Origin of the sequence: Microbacterium sp. CFBP 13617 (assembly GCF_014839445.1) — a bacterium.
GTDB lineage: Bacteria > Actinomycetota > Actinomycetes > Actinomycetales > Microbacteriaceae > Microbacterium.
In genome coordinates this window covers 699583-714163 of the sequence record NZ_JACYNW010000003.1, presented here as the reverse complement: position 1 = coordinate 714163, position 14581 = coordinate 699583, and the positions used below count along the sequence as shown (strand labels likewise).

The 14581-nt window shown below is 68.9% G+C and carries 14 protein-coding genes; 9 read left to right on the top strand and 5 right to left on the bottom strand.

The features are described 5' to 3' along the window. The first annotated feature begins 13 nt into the window (after positions 1–13). From groES to IFU40_RS11780, 3 genes are all read left to right on the top strand, one after another. Positions 14–310, top strand: a complete 297-nt coding sequence (gene groES / locus IFU40_RS11790) for a co-chaperone GroES (RefSeq protein ID WP_039394204.1) — start codon at positions 14–16, stop codon at positions 308–310. A gap of 138 nt (positions 311–448) precedes the next feature. Further along, complete coding sequence (rarD, locus tag IFU40_RS11785; RefSeq protein ID WP_191926431.1) at positions 449–1390, top strand: EamA family transporter RarD; 942 nt, start codon at positions 449–451, stop codon at positions 1388–1390. A gap of 205 nt (positions 1391–1595) precedes the next feature. After that, the gene (locus IFU40_RS11780) at positions 1596–2879 is read left to right on the top strand and encodes an ABC transporter substrate-binding protein (RefSeq protein ID WP_070408517.1); all 1284 of its coding nucleotides are present in this window, start codon (positions 1596–1598) and stop codon (positions 2877–2879) included. 168 nt (positions 2880–3047) lie between these two features. Here IFU40_RS11780 and IFU40_RS11775 read toward each other — a convergent pair whose 3' ends face one another. The 5 genes from IFU40_RS11775 to IFU40_RS11755 are packed head-to-tail and all read right to left on the bottom strand — an operon-like array spanning position 3048 to position 7887. Beyond that, positions 3048–3851 carry a hypothetical protein gene (locus tag IFU40_RS11775; RefSeq protein ID WP_191926430.1) on the bottom strand — a complete coding sequence of 268 codons (804 nt, stop codon included), beginning with the start codon at positions 3849–3851 and terminating at the stop codon, positions 3048–3050. Between the two features lie 38 nt (positions 3852–3889). After that, complete coding sequence (locus tag IFU40_RS11770; RefSeq protein ID WP_055833979.1) at positions 3890–4672, bottom strand: ABC transporter ATP-binding protein; 783 nt, start codon at positions 4670–4672, stop codon at positions 3890–3892. Beyond that, entirely contained in the window at positions 4672–5604 is a 933-nt protein-coding gene (locus IFU40_RS11765; protein WP_055833982.1) for an ABC transporter ATP-binding protein, read from the bottom strand. Before IFU40_RS11765 ends, IFU40_RS11770 begins: the two co-directional genes overlap by 1 nt. After that, positions 5597–6577 (bottom strand): branched-chain amino acid ABC transporter permease, encoded by a 981-nt coding sequence (locus tag IFU40_RS11760; protein ID WP_055833985.1) that lies wholly within the window; start codon positions 6575–6577, stop codon positions 5597–5599. The genes IFU40_RS11765 and IFU40_RS11760 overlap by 8 nt, the downstream gene beginning before the upstream one ends. 11 nt (positions 6578–6588) lie before the next feature. After that, positions 6589–7887, bottom strand: coding sequence for a branched-chain amino acid ABC transporter permease (locus IFU40_RS11755; RefSeq protein ID WP_070408515.1), 1299 nt, complete (start codon positions 7885–7887; stop codon positions 6589–6591). A gap of 300 nt (positions 7888–8187) precedes the next feature. Here IFU40_RS11755 and guaB point away from each other — a divergent pair, with 300 nt between their 5' ends. The 6 genes from guaB to guaA all read left to right on the top strand — a co-directional run bounded on the left by guaB (position 8188) and on the right by guaA (position 14567). Next, positions 8188–9690 (top strand): IMP dehydrogenase, encoded by a 1503-nt coding sequence (gene guaB / locus IFU40_RS11750; protein ID WP_055833991.1) that lies wholly within the window; start codon positions 8188–8190, stop codon positions 9688–9690. A gap of 74 nt (positions 9691–9764) precedes the next feature. Beyond that, positions 9765–10445, top strand: a complete 681-nt coding sequence (locus tag IFU40_RS11745; protein ID WP_191926429.1) for a TMEM175 family protein — start codon at positions 9765–9767, stop codon at positions 10443–10445. A gap of 15 nt (positions 10446–10460) precedes the next feature. Then, complete coding sequence (locus tag IFU40_RS11740) at positions 10461–11576, top strand: GuaB3 family IMP dehydrogenase-related protein (RefSeq protein ID WP_055833994.1); 1116 nt, start codon at positions 10461–10463, stop codon at positions 11574–11576. A 12-nt stretch (positions 11577–11588) separates the two neighbouring features. After that, complete coding sequence (locus IFU40_RS11735; RefSeq protein ID WP_070408514.1) at positions 11589–12458, top strand: SURF1 family protein; 870 nt, start codon at positions 11589–11591, stop codon at positions 12456–12458. 10 nt (positions 12459–12468) lie between these two features. Continuing rightward, positions 12469–12990 (top strand): DUF3817 domain-containing protein, encoded by a 522-nt coding sequence (locus IFU40_RS11730; RefSeq protein ID WP_055834000.1) that lies wholly within the window; start codon positions 12469–12471, stop codon positions 12988–12990. Next, positions 12987–14567, top strand: coding sequence for a glutamine-hydrolyzing GMP synthase (guaA, locus tag IFU40_RS11725; RefSeq protein WP_191926428.1), 1581 nt, complete (start codon positions 12987–12989; stop codon positions 14565–14567). Before IFU40_RS11730 ends, guaA begins: the two co-directional genes overlap by 4 nt. Positions 14568–14581: the final 14 nt, after the last annotated feature.

Below are 14581 nucleotides of genomic sequence, written 5' to 3'. Positions count from 1 at the left end.
AAAGAGGTAGACCGTGTCGGTTTCCATCAAGCCGCTCGAGGACCGCATCGTCATCAAGCAGGTCGAGGCTGAGCAGACCACCGCGAGTGGTCTCGTCATCCCTGACACCGCCAAAGAGAAGCCGCAGGAGGGCGAGGTCGTCGCCGTCGGACCCGGCCGTATCGACGACAACGGCAACCGCGTCCCCCTCGACGTCGCCGTCGGCGACCGCGTGCTCTACAGCAAGTACGGCGGCACCGAGGTCAAGTTCGGCGCCGACGAGTACCTGGTGCTCTCGGCTCGCGACGTGCTGGCGGTCGTCGTCCGCTGATCGCGCAGTCCTGCACGAAGGCCCCGCATGCTCCGGCATGCGGGGCCTTCGTCGTTCCGTCAGCCCCGCGTCGCGAGGTGGCAGGAAAGCGGTGGGGAACGGCGGCTCGCGGCGTCGGCCCGCGCGTAGGCTGAATCGGTGACCCCCGCCGCCCCTCCTGTCTCCGGCGGCAGTACCCGCGGCGCCCTCTACGCCCTCGGTGCCTACCTGTTGTGGGGCGTCCTGCCGCTCTACTTCCTGCAGCTCAAGCCCACCGGCCCGTTCGAGGTCGTGGCGTGGCGGATCCTTCTCGCCTTCGTCTTCTGCCTGGTGCTGCTCACCGTGCTGCGCGCCTGGCGCCCGTTCCTGGCGATCGTGCGGCAACCGCGGCTCATGGCGCTCACCGCGGTGGCCGGCGTGCTCATCTACGTCAACTGGCAGACGTACCTCTACGGTGCCCTCACGAACCACGTCATCGAGACGAGCCTCGGCTACTTCATCAACCCGATCGTGACGGTGTTGCTGGGGGTGCTGGTGCTGCGCGAGCGACTGCGGGTGCTGCCGTGGATCGCGATCGGCATCGCCGTCGCCGCGGTCGTCGTCATCGTGGTGGGCTACGGCACCTTCCCGTGGATCGCGCTGACGCTGGCCTTCTCGTTCGGCTTCTACGGTCTGGTCAAGAAGCAGATCGGGCCCTCGGTCGATGCGGTGAGCGGCCTGACGCTGGAGTCGATGTGGCTGCTGCCCGTCGCCGGTGTGCAGCTGGCCGTCGTCGCGGCGTTCGGCGGTCTCACCCTCGGCACGGCGGGCACGCTGCACACGGTGCTGCTGTTGGCTGCGGGGGCGGTCACGGCCGTGCCGCTGCTGCTGTTCGCCTCGGGCGCCCGTCGCGTGCCCCTCACGGTCATCGGGTTGCTGCAGTTCGTGGCGCCGATCATCCAATTCGCGATCGGGGTGTGGGTGCTCGGCGAGGCCATGACCCTCGAGCGGTGGATCGGTTTCGCCCTGGTCTGGGTGGCGTTGATCATGCTGAGCGTCGATTCGGTCGTCGCGTCGCGCCGACACCGCCGCGTCGTCGTCGACGTGACGGAGCCCGTCTGACCGGCCAGATCATGCGTTTGTCGTCCCTGCCGACATATCTCTTAGTGCACCGCGACGACGCCGTGTGAAACCGTTATGCGGCCGTGATCGCGACGACTCACATCGTTAACGAACGGCAACACGCAGAAAACGCGCGGCGGCTTAGGTTTAGGACACCAGGCGGTCCTCGTGGGCTGCCCAACGTTCATTCACAGCAAGGAGCACTATGAGCGTCATCACACGTACGCGCACTGGCAAGGTCATCGGCGGCATCGCCCTGATCGGTGCCAGCGCGCTCGTCCTCGCCGGTTGCGCCGGTGGCGGCAACGACGCCGCTGCCCCCAGTGCATCGTCCGGCGGCGGCGCCGTGTCAACTGCAGACGGGACTTTCCACGTCGGCACCATCCTCCCGGCCACGGGTAACCTCGCCTTCCTCGGCCCGCCCGAGGTCGCGGGTGTCAAGCTCGCGATCCAGGACATCGAAGCCACCGGCGACGCGTTCCCGTTCACGACCGAGCTGACCGAGCGCGACTCGGGTGACACCACGACCGACATCGCGACCCAGTCCGCCACCGAGCTGGTCGACGCCGGCGCCGATGTCGTCATCGGTGCGGCTTCGTCGGGTGTGTCCTTCACCTTCGTCGACCAGCTGGTCGACGCGGGCGTCGTGCAGATCTCGCCGGCGAACACGTCGCCGGACTTCACCACCTACGCCGACGACGGGTACTACTGGCGTACCGCCCCGTCCGACGTGCTGCAGGGCCGCGTGCTCGGCAACCTGATGGTCGGTGACGGCGCGGCCAACGTCGGCGTCATCTACATCAACGACCCCTACGGCATCGGCCTCAAGGACAACGCGACCAAGGCCATCGAGGCCGCCGGTGGCGAGGTCTCGGTCGCGGTTCCCTACAACCCGGGTGACACGGTCTTCACGTCGCAGGTCGACCAGGTGCTCGCGTCGCAGCCCGACGCCGTCGCGATCATCGCGTTCGAAGAGACGTCGTCGATCATCCCGCAGCTCGTCAGCACGCAGGGCTTCCCGGCGTCGAAGGTCTACTTCGTCGACGGCAACCTGTCGAACTCGTACGAGTTCGCCGCCGGCACGCTGCAGGGCGCCAAGGGAACGCTCCCCGGAAACCCGGCCGACACGTCGTTCCAGTCGCGCCTGAAAGAGGTCGACCCCGCCCTCACCGACTTCAGCTACGCGCCGGAGTCCTACGACGCCGTCATCGTCGCCGCCCTCGCTGCGGCGCAGGCGAAGGACGACTCGGGTACGGCCATCCGCGACAACATGCAGTCCGTCTCCGAGGGGGGCGAGAAGTGCACGACGTTCGCCGACTGCCTCGCGCTCATCAACGAGGGCACGGACGTCGACTACGACGGCGTCTCCGGCCCGATCACCTTCGACGAGAACGGTGACCCGACCGAGGCGTACATCGGCATCTACCAGTACGGTGCCGACAACAAGTACACCCTGCTGAACACGGAGTTCGGCTCGCTCAACGAGTGACCTGACACCGCACGAGGGCCCGGATCCGCCAGGATCCGGGCCCTTCGGCGTTCGTGCAGGCCGGATCGGTGCCGTGCCGGCATCCGCGTCCCGGCGTGCCGCCGGCTCCCGGGGCCTCGGAGGGCCCGGCGCGGCCGGCGGCAGCCCTCCACGGCCTCGGCCCCGGCGTCAGGGCGTCAGACCGCAGACGGAGGCGGTGAAGGCGAGCAGGGCATCGGCGACCGCCTGCGGCCGGTCGAGCGGAACGACGACGTCCCGGCCGTCGACCCGCGCCACGAGGTCGAACAGGGTGCCCACCTTGTCTTCGGCGATGGCGTGGGCGTCGCAGCGGATCGGCGTGACCGGCACCGCGGTGGTCGTGGGGGCGTCGCCGGCGGCGACGGTGAGGCCGAGAGGCGCCTCCGTGCCCTGCGGGAAGCGCAGCAGCGGGGTCCCGCGCAGGGAGACGAGCTCGACGCTGCCCGCGGTGGCATCCGGGGTCGGCTCGACCGACAGCAGCAGAGCGGCGGTCCCGTCGCCGGACACCGACACCGCGATGGCCGAGACGCGGGCGACGGATGCCAGGGCCTCGCGGTCGCATTGCGTCGCGCTCAGGCGGGGGAGCACCCCGAGGGCGTCGTCGACCGCCACGGTCTGCTCGAGCGTTCCCCGGTCGTCGCTCACGTCGAGCACGGCTTCCGGGGCGGCGTCGGCGGCCTCCGGATCGCAGCGCGAATCGGGGAGTGCGACGGGAAGATCGATCGTGCGCCCCGGGTGCAGCGTCTCGGGGCGTTTCGTGTCTCCGCCGCCCGTCGCGGCGAGCAGGGGCGAGCGCAGCACCGCCGAGGTCACGGTGACCGCGGCATTCGAGGTGTTCGTGATGCGGAGCTGCACGCGCCCCGAGACGATGTCGCCCCGCTGCTGCACGAGCGTGACCGACAGCGGGGGAGGCGCGGGAGGTGCGCCCGCGCATGCCGCGAGCGCGACGCCCACCAGGGTGAGCGCCGCGCTCGCGGTGTATCGACGTGGGATCAGGCCGGGGGCTCCTGGTGGTCGCGCTTGGCGTCCTCGTCGGCGGCCAGCGTTCCGAGGTACAGCTCGATGACGCGGGGATCGGTGAGCAGCTCGCGGCCGGTGCCGGTGTACGCGTCCTTGCCCTGGTCGAGCACGTACGCCCGGTGGCAGATCTGCAGGCAGCGGCGGGCGTTCTGCTCGACCATGATGATGGTCACGCCGGCGCGGTTGATCTCGGCGACGCGCAGGAACGTCTCGTCCTGACGCACGGGCGACAGGCCGGCCGAGGGCTCGTCGAGCAGCAGCACCGACGGGTCCATCATGAGCGCGCGGCCCATGGCCACCATCTGCCGCTCACCGCCCGACAGCGACCCCGCCCGCTGACGGCGACGCTTGCCGAGTTCGGGGAAGAGCCCCGTGACGAACTCGAAGCGCTCCGCGAAGGCCTTGGGACGTTGGAAGAGACCCATCTGCAGGTTCTCTTCGATCGACAGGCTCGGGAACACGTTGTTGTTCTGCGGCACCATCCCGACGCCCTTGCCCACGAGCTTGTCGGCCTTCAGCGTGGTGATGTCTTCGCCGTTGAGCAGCACGGAGCCGCCACGGATCTTCACCTGGCCGAAGATGGCCTTCAGCAGCGTCGACTTGCCGGCGCCGTTCGGGCCGATGATGCCGATCAGGTCGCCCTGGTAGGCGTCGACCGTGCAGCCGTTGAGGATGTTGACCCCGGGCAGGTACCCGGCGACCAGGTCGTCGGTGCGCAGCACCGCGGTGCGCGTGGCGGTTGCGGTGTCGGACATCAGAGCTTCCCGTCCTTCTCGTCGGCGATGAGCTCCGCCTCCGCCTCGGCGGCGGCTTCGGCTTGGATGGTCTCGAGCTGCGACGTGGTCATGTCGCCGAGATCGGTGTCGTGGTGCGCGCCCAGGTAGGCGTCGATGACGGCCTGGTCGGTCATGACGGTCTCGGGCGGCCCCTCGGCCACCACGCGACCCTCCGCCATGACGATGACCCAGTCCGAGATGTGACGCACCATGTGCATGTCGTGCTCGACGAACAGCACGCTCATCCCCTCGCTCTTGAGGTTGAGGATGTGACCCAGCAAGCTCTGCGTGAGCGCCGGGTTGACGCCCGCCATGGGCTCGTCGAGCATGACGAGCTTGGGGTCGCTCATGAGCGCGCGGGCCATCTCGAGGAGCTTGCGCTGGCCGCCCGAGAGCGACGCGGCGAAGTCCTCGCGCTTGGCGTCGAGCTTGAAGCGGCGCAGCAGGTCGTCGGCCCGTTCGGTGTTGGCCTTCTCTTGCGAGCGCCAGATCGAGGGGATCAGGGCGCGGAAGATGTTCTCGCCCTTCTGCCCACGGGCGCCCAGCAGCATGTTCTGCAGCACCGAGAGGCGCCCGAGCGACTTGGTGAGCTGGAACGTGCGCACCATGCCCTGCCGCGAGACCTTGAACGCGGGCACCCCGGCCAGGTTCGACCCCTCGAAGCTCCACCGGCCGGTGTTGGGCTTGTCGAAGCCCGTCAGCAGGTTGAACAGAGTGGTCTTGCCGGCACCGTTGGGGCCGATCAGCGCGGTGATCTGCCCGCGGGGGATCTCGAGGTGCTCGACGTCGACGGCTTTCAGGCCGCCGAACTGGCGGGTGACGCCGTCGGCGACGACGATCGGGTCGACCTTGGCGCAGCCGGGTCCGACCTCGCCCTTGACGAGCGGATGGGTGACGGTGGTGTCAGACATTGAACGACAGCTCCTTCTTGTTGCCGAAGATGCCCTGTGGTCGGAAGATCACGAGGAGCATCAGTCCGATGCCGACGAGGATGAAGCGCACCTGGCCCGCCTGGGTGGTGGACATGAAGCCCAGGATGCCGACATCGCGGAGCCCCACGATGATGCCGTTCGACAGCGACAGCAGCACCCAGAACAGGGCTGCTCCCACGATCGGTCCGAGCAGGGTGGCGGCGCCACCGAGCAGCAGTGCGGTCCAGACGAAGAAGGTGAGCGCGGTGCCGTAGTTTCCGGGCTGCACGGCGCGGGGCAGGATGAAGATCACTCCCGCGAGGCCGCCCATGACACCGCCGAGCACCAGCGCCTGCATCTTGTACGAGTAGACGTTCTTGCCGAGGCTGCGCACCGCGTCTTCGTCTTCACGGATGCCCTTGACCACGCGGCCCCAGGGGCTGCGCATGAGCACGTAGACGAGCAGGGTCGCGATGATGACGAGTCCCCAGCCGAAGATGCGGACCCACCAGTCGTTCGCCGAGTAGGTCCACGGCCCGATGCCGTAGGTACCGGCCGGCAGCGGGTTCATCGCCTGGAACTCGCGGTTGTACCCGTTGAGGCCCTGCGAGCCGCCCGTGACGTTGGTCAGGCCGACGGTCGAGACGACGTAGCGCACGATCTCGGCGGCCGCGATGGTGACGATTGCGAGATAGTCCGCGCGCAGTCGCAGGGTCGGGATGCCGAGAAGGAACGCGAACAGCACCGACGCGACGATCGCGACCAGGATCGCGAGCCACACGGGGGCCGAGAACGACAGCGTCGCGATCGCGAAGGCGTACGCGCCGACGGCCATGAAGCCCGCCTGTCCGAAGTTCAGCAGACCTGCGTAGCCGAAGTGGACGCTCAGGCCGATCGCGGCGAGGGCGTAGGCCGCGGTGGTCGGGCTGATGAGCTCGCCCGCGGCGTTGTTGAAGATTGAAAGCCAGTCCATGTCGTCGTTCCTCAACCGATCCGCTCTTTACGACCGAGCACACCTTGCGGCCGGAAGAGCAGCACGCCGATGAGCACGATCAGGGCCACCGCGTACCGGAGGTCGGGTGGGATGACGATGGTGGACAGTTCCGTGATGATGCCGATGATCAGCGAACCGACCAGGGCGCCGAAGGCACTGCCCAGGCCGCCGAGGGTGACGGCGGCGAACAGCAGCAGCAGGATCGCGAAGCCCATGTCCCAGGTGACGCCGCGGTACAGGCCGTAGAGGACGCCCGAGAGGCCCGTCAGGCCACCGGCCAGCATCCAGACGATGCGGATGACGCGGTCGACGTTGATGCCGGACGCCGCGGCGAGCGACGCGTTGTCGCTGACAGCGCGGGTGGCCTTGCCGATGCGGGTGCGGGTCAGGAAGTAGGCCACCGCGCCGAGCATGACGACGCTGACACCCATGCTGATGATCGAGGTGAGCGTGACCGTCACCGGGCCGATCGTGACGTTGTCGGTGATGCCGGTGTCGATGTTGCGCGTGCCGCCGTCGAAGAAGTAGAGGTACAGGTAGCGCAGCACGATCGACAGACCGATCGTGACGATCAGCACTTGGACCAGCCCCACCCCGCGTTTGCGCAGAGGTTTGAACAGCACGGCATCCTGTGTCCAGCCCAGCGCGACCGAGAGCGCCACGGTGAGCAGCACCGCCAGGATGATGTTCCAGCCCATGGCCGTGAACATGTAGAAGATGATCGCGCCGAAGGTGAGCATCTCGCCGTGCGCGAAGTTGTTGACGCCCGTCGTGCCGAAGATCAGCGAGATGCCGATGGCGGCCAGGGCGAGCAGCAGGCCGAAGTTGAGGCCGTAGAAGAAGCGCGAGAACAACGTGTCCCAGATCGAGCCGCTCGCCGCCGTTCCCTCACCGGTGGGGAAGAGCACGTTGACCGTGTTCGTCGTTCCCACCGTGACGTCACGCGTGACGTTGTCGGGGTCGCGGGGTGCGACACCGTCGGGCAGCGTGTCGACCTGGAGCTCGGCGGTGTAGCTGCCGGGCCCGGGAACCGCGACCGACCAGCGACCGTCGGCACCGGTCGTGCCGACCTCCGAGAAGCCGGAGCCCTCGACCGAGATCTCGACGCCCTCGAGCGGTTCATCCTCGGCGCGGATGATGCCGCCGATCGTGTACTGCGATGAGACGTCGCCCGTTCCGGTCGTGGCGGCGGGTGTTGGTGCGGTGGTGGCGGCTGCGCTCGCAGGTGACGCGAAGAGCAGGCTCAGGACGGCTATCGCACTCGCGAGGAGCGAGACGACGGCAGCCATGCGGGATAGGGATCGCGATCGTGTCGCGGTGGGGGAGGAATGACCCACGGAGTCTCCAGTTCGGCAGCGCTGACGAAGTCGTCCGTCAGCTTCGACGGTCGACGCTACGAGCGTAATGTGTCGAGGGTGTTTCGCCGACCGCGTCGTTAGCGAACCGTGTCATGAGGATTGCGCGTCGCGGCCACCTGCACGGGAACAATTCCCAGGGTCCCGACGCTTAGAATTACGGGCGGAGCGCTTCGCGCGCCCCGGCCGACGTCGTCCTTTTTTCGAACAGGCGCCGCGCGCGCAGGAGGATCCATGGAGCAGCACGACCCCTTCGGTTTCATCGGACTGACCTATGACGACGTGTTGCTCCTTCCCGGGCACACCGACGTCATCCCGAGCGAGGCCGATACGTCGTCGCGTCTCACCCGTCGCATCACCGTGGCGACGCCTCTGCTCTCGAGTGCGATGGACACCGTCACCGAGGCCCGCATGGCCATCGCGATCGCCCGGCAGGGCGGCATCGGCATCGTGCACCGGAACCTCTCGATCGAGGACCAGTCGTCGATCGTCGACCAGGTCAAGCGCAGCGAGTCGGGCATGGTCTCGAACCCCATCACCACGACCCCGGATGCCACGGTGGCCGAGGTCGACGCGATGTGCGCCCAGTACCGCATCTCGGGTCTGCCGGTGGTCGACCCCGACGGCGTGCTCGTGGGCATCATCACCAACCGCGACATGCGTTTCGTCTCCGGCTTCGAGCGTCAGACGACGCTGGTGAAGGACGTGATGACCAAAGACGGGCTCATCACGGGCCACGTCGGCATCCACGCCAACGACGTCATCGCGACCTTCGCGAAGCACCGGGTCGAGAAGCTCCCCCTCGTCGACGAAGACGGAAAGCTCGCCGGCCTCATCACCATCAAGGACTTCGACAAGAGCGAGAAGTACCCCCTCGCCACCAAGGACGACCAGGGTCGGCTGCGCGTCGGCGCCGCCATCGGTTTCTTCGGCGACGCCTGGCAGCGCGCCGAGGCGCTGCGCGACGCCGGTGTCGACGTCCTCGTCGTCGACACCGCCAACGGCCAGTCGGCCGGCGTCATCGACATCGTCACCCGCCTCAAGGCCGACGCGTCTTTCGCGCACATCGACGTCATCGGCGGCAACGTCGCGACGCGCGAGGGCGCTCAGGCGCTCATCGACGCGGGAGTGGATGCCGTGAAGGTCGGCGTCGGACCGGGGTCGATCTGCACCACCCGCGTCGTGGCCGGCGTGGGCGTGCCGCAGGTCACCGCGATCTACGAGGCCGCACAGGCCGCGATCCCCGCGGGCGTGCCGGTCATCGCCGACGGTGGTCTGCAGTACTCGGGTGACATCGCCAAGGCGCTCGTCGCCGGTGCCGACACCGTCATGCTCGGTTCGCTCCTCGCCGGCACCGACGAGTCGCCGGGCGAGATCGTCTTCCAGGGCGGCAAGCAGTTCAAGCAGTACCGCGGCATGGGCTCGCTCGGTGCGCTGCAGACCCGCGGCAAGAAGACGTCGTACTCGAAGGACCGCTACTTCCAGGCCGACGTGCCCAGCGACGACAAGCTCATCCCCGAGGGCATCGAGGGCCAGGTCCCCTACCGCGGCCCCGTCGCCGCGGTGGCGTACCAGCTCATCGGCGGCCTGCGTCAGTCGATGTTCTACGTCGGCGCCCGCACCGTCGAGGAGCTCAAGAGCAAGGGACGCTTCGTGCGCATCACGTCGGCGGGTCTGAAGGAATCCCACCCGCACGACGTGCAGATCGTCGTCGAGGCGCCGAACTACAAGAAGTAACGCGGTTTTACGAGGGGCCGGGCAGGCGACTGCCCGGCCCCTCGTCGTTCCGCTCTCGCGACTACGCTGTGCGCATGATCCGACGCAGGAGCCACCCCGAGGCGTCGCTCTCGGCGCGGCGGACCGAGGCGTTCACCGATGGCGTGTTCGCGATCGCCGCGACCCTGCTCGTGCTGGGTCTCACCGATCAGTCGCTGGGGACGATCCGCACGAACGACGACCTCGCGGCCGGTCTCGTGGGTCTCGCGCACCCCGTCTTCTCGTTCGTCATCAGTTTCCTTCTCCTGTGCCTCATGTGGATGACGCACGTACGGCAGTTCGAGTACATCGCGCGGATCGACGCGCTCGGCATGTGGATCAACAGCTTCCGCCTGCTGCTCGTGGTCCTGGTGCCTTTCACCTCGTCGCTGAACACCACCTACGACGATCTGCTCCTGGGGCGGGTGCTGCTGCCCGTCAACTTCTTCCTCGCGATCCTGCTCGGCTGGATCCAGTGGGTGTGGGCGGCGCGGTCCGGTGCGATCCCCGACCTCTCGCGCGTCGACGCCCGTCGGATGGGGCGTGCGGGATTCAGCGCCGTGGTGCTGGGTCTCGTCGCGATGGCGCTGAGCCCGGTGATCGGGTCGATGGCGTTCCTGGTGTTCCTCTTCGACGGACTCCTCACGCGAATCCTCCGCGGCGGCAACGACCTCGCCGCGCCCGTCGATGCCGCCCGCGCTCCCGACCCCGGCGGCGATGTCGAAGGGCGCGGGTAGGCTGGAGGGGTGACCATGGAGATCGACCTCGGCCGCGCCAAGCGCGCCCGCCGCGCCTACACCTTCGACGACATCGCCGTCGTGCCGTCGCGGCGCACGCGCAACCCCGAAGACGTCTCGACGGCGTGGACCATCGACGCGTTCCCGTTCGAGATCCCCGTGCTCGGTGCGCCGATGGACTCCGTGGTGAGCCCGCGCACCGCCATCGAGCTCGGTCGTCTCGGCGGCCTCGGCGTGCTCGACCTCGAAGGCCTCTGGACGCGCTACGACGACCCCGAGCCCCTGCTGGCCGAGATTGCGACGCTGGCCGACGCCGACGCCACGCGGCGTATGCAGCAGCTGTACGCCGAGCCCATCAAGCCCGAGCTCGTGCGCGATCGCCTCGCCGAGGTGCGCGCCGCGGGGGTCACCGTCGCCGGCGCCCTCACCCCGCAGCGCACGCACGACCTGTACGAGACCGTCGTCGCCGCGGGCGTCGACCTGTTCGTCATCCGCGGCACCACGGTCTCGGCCGAGCACGTCTCGAGCGGCGTCGAGCCGCTGAACCTCAAGAAGTTCATCTACGACCTCGACGTCCCCGTCATCGTGGGCGGAGCGGCCACCTACACGGCGGCGCTGCACCTCATGCGCACGGGCGCCGCCGGCGTCCTCGTCGGCTTCGGCGGCGGTGCCGCCTCGACCACCCGCGCCACGCTCGGCCTGCACGCGCCGATGGCCACCGCCGTCGCCGACGTCGCCGGCGCCCGCCGCGACTACCTCGACGAGTCGGGCGGACGTTACGTGCACGTCATCGCCGACGGAGGCGTGGGCACCTCGGGCGACATCGTGAAGGCCCTCGCCATGGGTGCCGATGCGGTCATGCTCGGCGTGGCGCTCGCCCGCGCCACCGACGCCCCGGGCCGCGGATTCCACTGGGGTCCCGAAGCGCACCACCCCAAGCTGCCGCGCGGCCACCGCGTCGCGGTCGACCGCGTCGGACCGCTCGAGCAGGTGCTCTTCGGGCCGGCGCCCGTCGCCGACGGCACCGCGAACCTCATCGGAGCCCTGAAGAAGTCGATGGCGACCACCGGGTACTCCGACCTCAAGGAGTTCCAGCGGGTCGAGGTCGTCGTCGCCCCCTACGGGCACTGATACGGAGACCGAGTGACCGTCACCCCCGCGACCCGACCGGAGCCGCCGCAGATCTTCCCGCCCACCCTGCGGGAAGTCATGCTGCGACCCCGGTGGATCGCGCTGCTGGCGTTCTCGCTCGTCGTCGCCGGTGCCCTCGCGTGGCTGGGGCAGTGGCAGCTGGGCCGCGCGATCGACACCTCGCCGCCCGAGCCCGGCCTGACCGAGAACGTCCAGCCGCTCGCCGACGTCGTGCAGCCCGGCGCGTACCTGCCCGAGCCGCAGGTCGGGCAGCGCGTCGAGGTGAGCGGCCAGTGGGTGGCATCCGACTTCATCGTCGTGTCGTCTCGTTTCAACGACGACGTCGAGGGGTACTGGGTCACGGGCCAGCTGCGCATCACGGGTACCGCTGAGCCCACGTCGGTCGCCGTCGCCACGGGCTGGACCGCCTCGCGCGAGCAGGCCGACGCCGCTGTCGACGAGCTCCAGGCCGCCGTCGACGCCGACCCCACCGCGACCGTCGAGGTCACGGGTCGTCTCATCTCCGACGAAGGCCCGTCCGTCCCGCCCCGCGGGGCCGACACCCAGACCCTCACCCGCATGTCCCCGGCGATGCTCCTCGGCCGGTGGCACGACGTCGACGACCTGCGGGTGTACCGCCAGTACATCGCCTCGCAGAGCGTCATCGGGCCCCTCGAGCCGATCTCGTCACCGGCGCCCGACGAGGGTTCGCGCGTGAACTGGCTGAACATCTTCTACGCGGCGGAGTGGGCGATCTTCGCCGGCTTCGCGCTGTACCTCTGGTACCGCCTCGCACGTGACGCGTGGGAGAAAGAGGTCGAAGACCTCGAAGACGAGTACGCCGACGCGCTCGCGGCGGGGGCCTCGGCAACCCGCGACTAGACTGGCATCCATGCCCCGTGCCCCGAAGCTCGCCTCGTTCCCGGCGATTCGCGGAGCCCTGAAGTTCTACCAGATCTGCTCGGTCATCACCGGTATCGGCCTGCTGCTGCTGGTCGCCGAGATGATCCTGAAGTACACGCCCCTGCACATGGAGCTGTTCCTCGGCGGATCGGGTGGCTTCCTGTGGTTCGCGGATGCCATCCCCGGCCCCGATTGCCAGTGGTTCTCGCTCTTCGTGCCCTGGACCAACGAGTGCAGCATCCTCTCCACGGGTGACGGCGTCAACGTCTCTCTCGCGATCCTCGTCGCGCACGGCTGGTTCTACGTCGTGTACCTGATCTCGTGCTTCCGCGTGTGGAGCCTCATGCGCTGGCCGTTCCGTCGGTTCGTGTTCCTCGCCCTCGGTGGCGTGGTGCCGTTCCTCTCCTTCATCCTCGAGGTGCGCACCGCCCACGGCGTGCGCGCCTATCTCGCCGAGCGCGAGGCCGCCCTGGCATCCGCTCCCGTCTCTGCCCCGGAAGGCCAGCGGTGACCGAACAGACCGAAACGTCCCAGCGCCCCGTCCTCGTCGTCGACTTCGGCGCCCAGTACGCGCAGCTCATCGCCCGTCGCGTCCGCGAAGCGGGCGTGTACAGCGAGATCGTGCCGCACACCGCGACCGCCGCCGACATCGCCGCGAAGAATCCCGTCGGCATCATCCTGTCGGGTGGCCCGTCGTCGGTGTACGAAGAAGGCGCCCCCCGCCTCGACGAGGACGTCTTCGACCTCGACGTGCCGACGCTGGGTATCTGCTACGGCTTCCAGGTCATGGCGAAAGCCCTCGGCGGCGAGGTCGCCAACACCGGGCTCCGCGAGTACGGCGCGACCGACGCCACCGTCGTGACCGAGGGCACGCTGCTCGAGGGGCAGCCCGCCGAGCAGAACGTCTGGATGAGCCACGGCGACCAGGTCTCGCGCGCACCCGAGGGCTTCGAGGTGCTCGCCCGCACCGCGCACACCCCCGTCGCGGCCTTCGCGAACGACGCCCGTCGCATGTACGGCGTGCAGTGGCACCCCGAGGTCAAGCACTCCGACCACGGACAGCGCGTGATCGAGAACTTCCTGCACAAGGCCGCGGGGCTCCCCGCGGACTGGAACAGCGGCAACGTCATCGCCGAGCAGGTGGAGCGCATCCGCCAGCAGGTCGGCACCGGCCGCGTCATCTCGGCCCTCTCCGGCGGCGTCGACTCGGCCGTCTCGACCGCCCTCGTGCACGAGGCCGTCGGCGACCAGCTCATCGCCGTATTCGTCGACCACGGACTCCTCCGCCAGGGTGAGCGCGAGCAGGTCGAGAACGACTACGTCGCATCGACCGGCGTCCGCCTCATCACCGTCGACGCGCGCGAGACGTTCCTCGACGCCCTCGCCGGTGTCAGCGACCCCGAGCAGAAGCGCAAGATCATCGGCCGCGAGTTCATCCGCGCGTTCGAGAAGGTGCAGGCCGACCTCGTCGCCGAAGCCGCAGCCGAGGGGGAGCAGGTGCGCTTCCTCGTGCAGGGAACGCTCTACCCCGACGTCGTGGAGTCGGGCGGCGGTGCGGGCACGGCCAACATCAAGAGCCACCACAACGTCGGCGGTCTTCCCGAAGACCTGCAGTTCGAGCTCGTCGAGCCGCTGCGCACCCTGTTCAAAGACGAGGTACGCGCGATCGGCCGGGAGCTCGGGCTTCCCGAGGCCATCGTCGGCCGTCAGCCCTTTCCGGGGCCCGGTCTTGGCATCCGCATCGTGGGCGAGGTCACCGCTGACCGTCTCGAGATCCTGCGTGCGGCCGACGCCATCGCCCGCGCCGAGCTGACCAAAGCCGGACTCGACGACGAGATCTGGCAGTGCCCCGTCGTGCTCCTCGCCGACGTGCGCTCGGTCGGCGTGCAGGGCGACGGCCGCACCTACGGTCACCCGATCGTGCTGCGGCCCGTCTCGAGCGAAGACGCCATGACCGCCGACTGGACGCGGCTGCCCTACGACGTGCTGTCGAAGATCAGCAACCGCATCACCAACGAGGTGCGCGACGTCAACCGTGTCTTGCTCGACGTGACGTCGAAGCCGCCGGGGACGATCGAGTGGGAGTGAGCTTCGGCTGACTC

What these genes read in the sequence shown, in the direction of transcription:
- IFU40_RS11765 (WP_055833982.1), bottom strand. Translation starts at nt 5,604, where the DNA reads ATGTCTGACACCACCGTCACCCATCCGCTCGTCAAGGGCGAGGTCGGA.
- IFU40_RS11760 (WP_055833985.1), bottom strand. Translation starts at nt 6,577, where the DNA reads ATGGACTGGCTTTCAATCTTCAACAACGCCGCGGGCGAGCTCATCAGC.
- guaB (WP_055833991.1), top strand. Translation starts at nt 8,188, where the DNA reads ATGGAGCAGCACGACCCCTTCGGTTTCATCGGACTGACCTATGACGAC.
- IFU40_RS11745 (WP_191926429.1), top strand. Translation starts at nt 9,765, where the DNA reads ATGATCCGACGCAGGAGCCACCCCGAGGCGTCGCTCTCGGCGCGGCGG.
- IFU40_RS11740 (WP_055833994.1), top strand. Translation starts at nt 10,461, where the DNA reads ATGGAGATCGACCTCGGCCGCGCCAAGCGCGCCCGCCGCGCCTACACC.
- IFU40_RS11780 (WP_070408517.1), top strand. Translation starts at nt 1,596, where the DNA reads ATGAGCGTCATCACACGTACGCGCACTGGCAAGGTCATCGGCGGCATC.
- IFU40_RS11770 (WP_055833979.1), bottom strand. Translation starts at nt 4,672, where the DNA reads ATGTCCGACACCGCAACCGCCACGCGCACCGCGGTGCTGCGCACCGAC.
- IFU40_RS11755 (WP_070408515.1), bottom strand. Translation starts at nt 7,887, where the DNA reads ATGGCTGCCGTCGTCTCGCTCCTCGCGAGTGCGATAGCCGTCCTGAGC.
- IFU40_RS11730 (WP_055834000.1), top strand. Translation starts at nt 12,469, where the DNA reads ATGCCCCGTGCCCCGAAGCTCGCCTCGTTCCCGGCGATTCGCGGAGCC.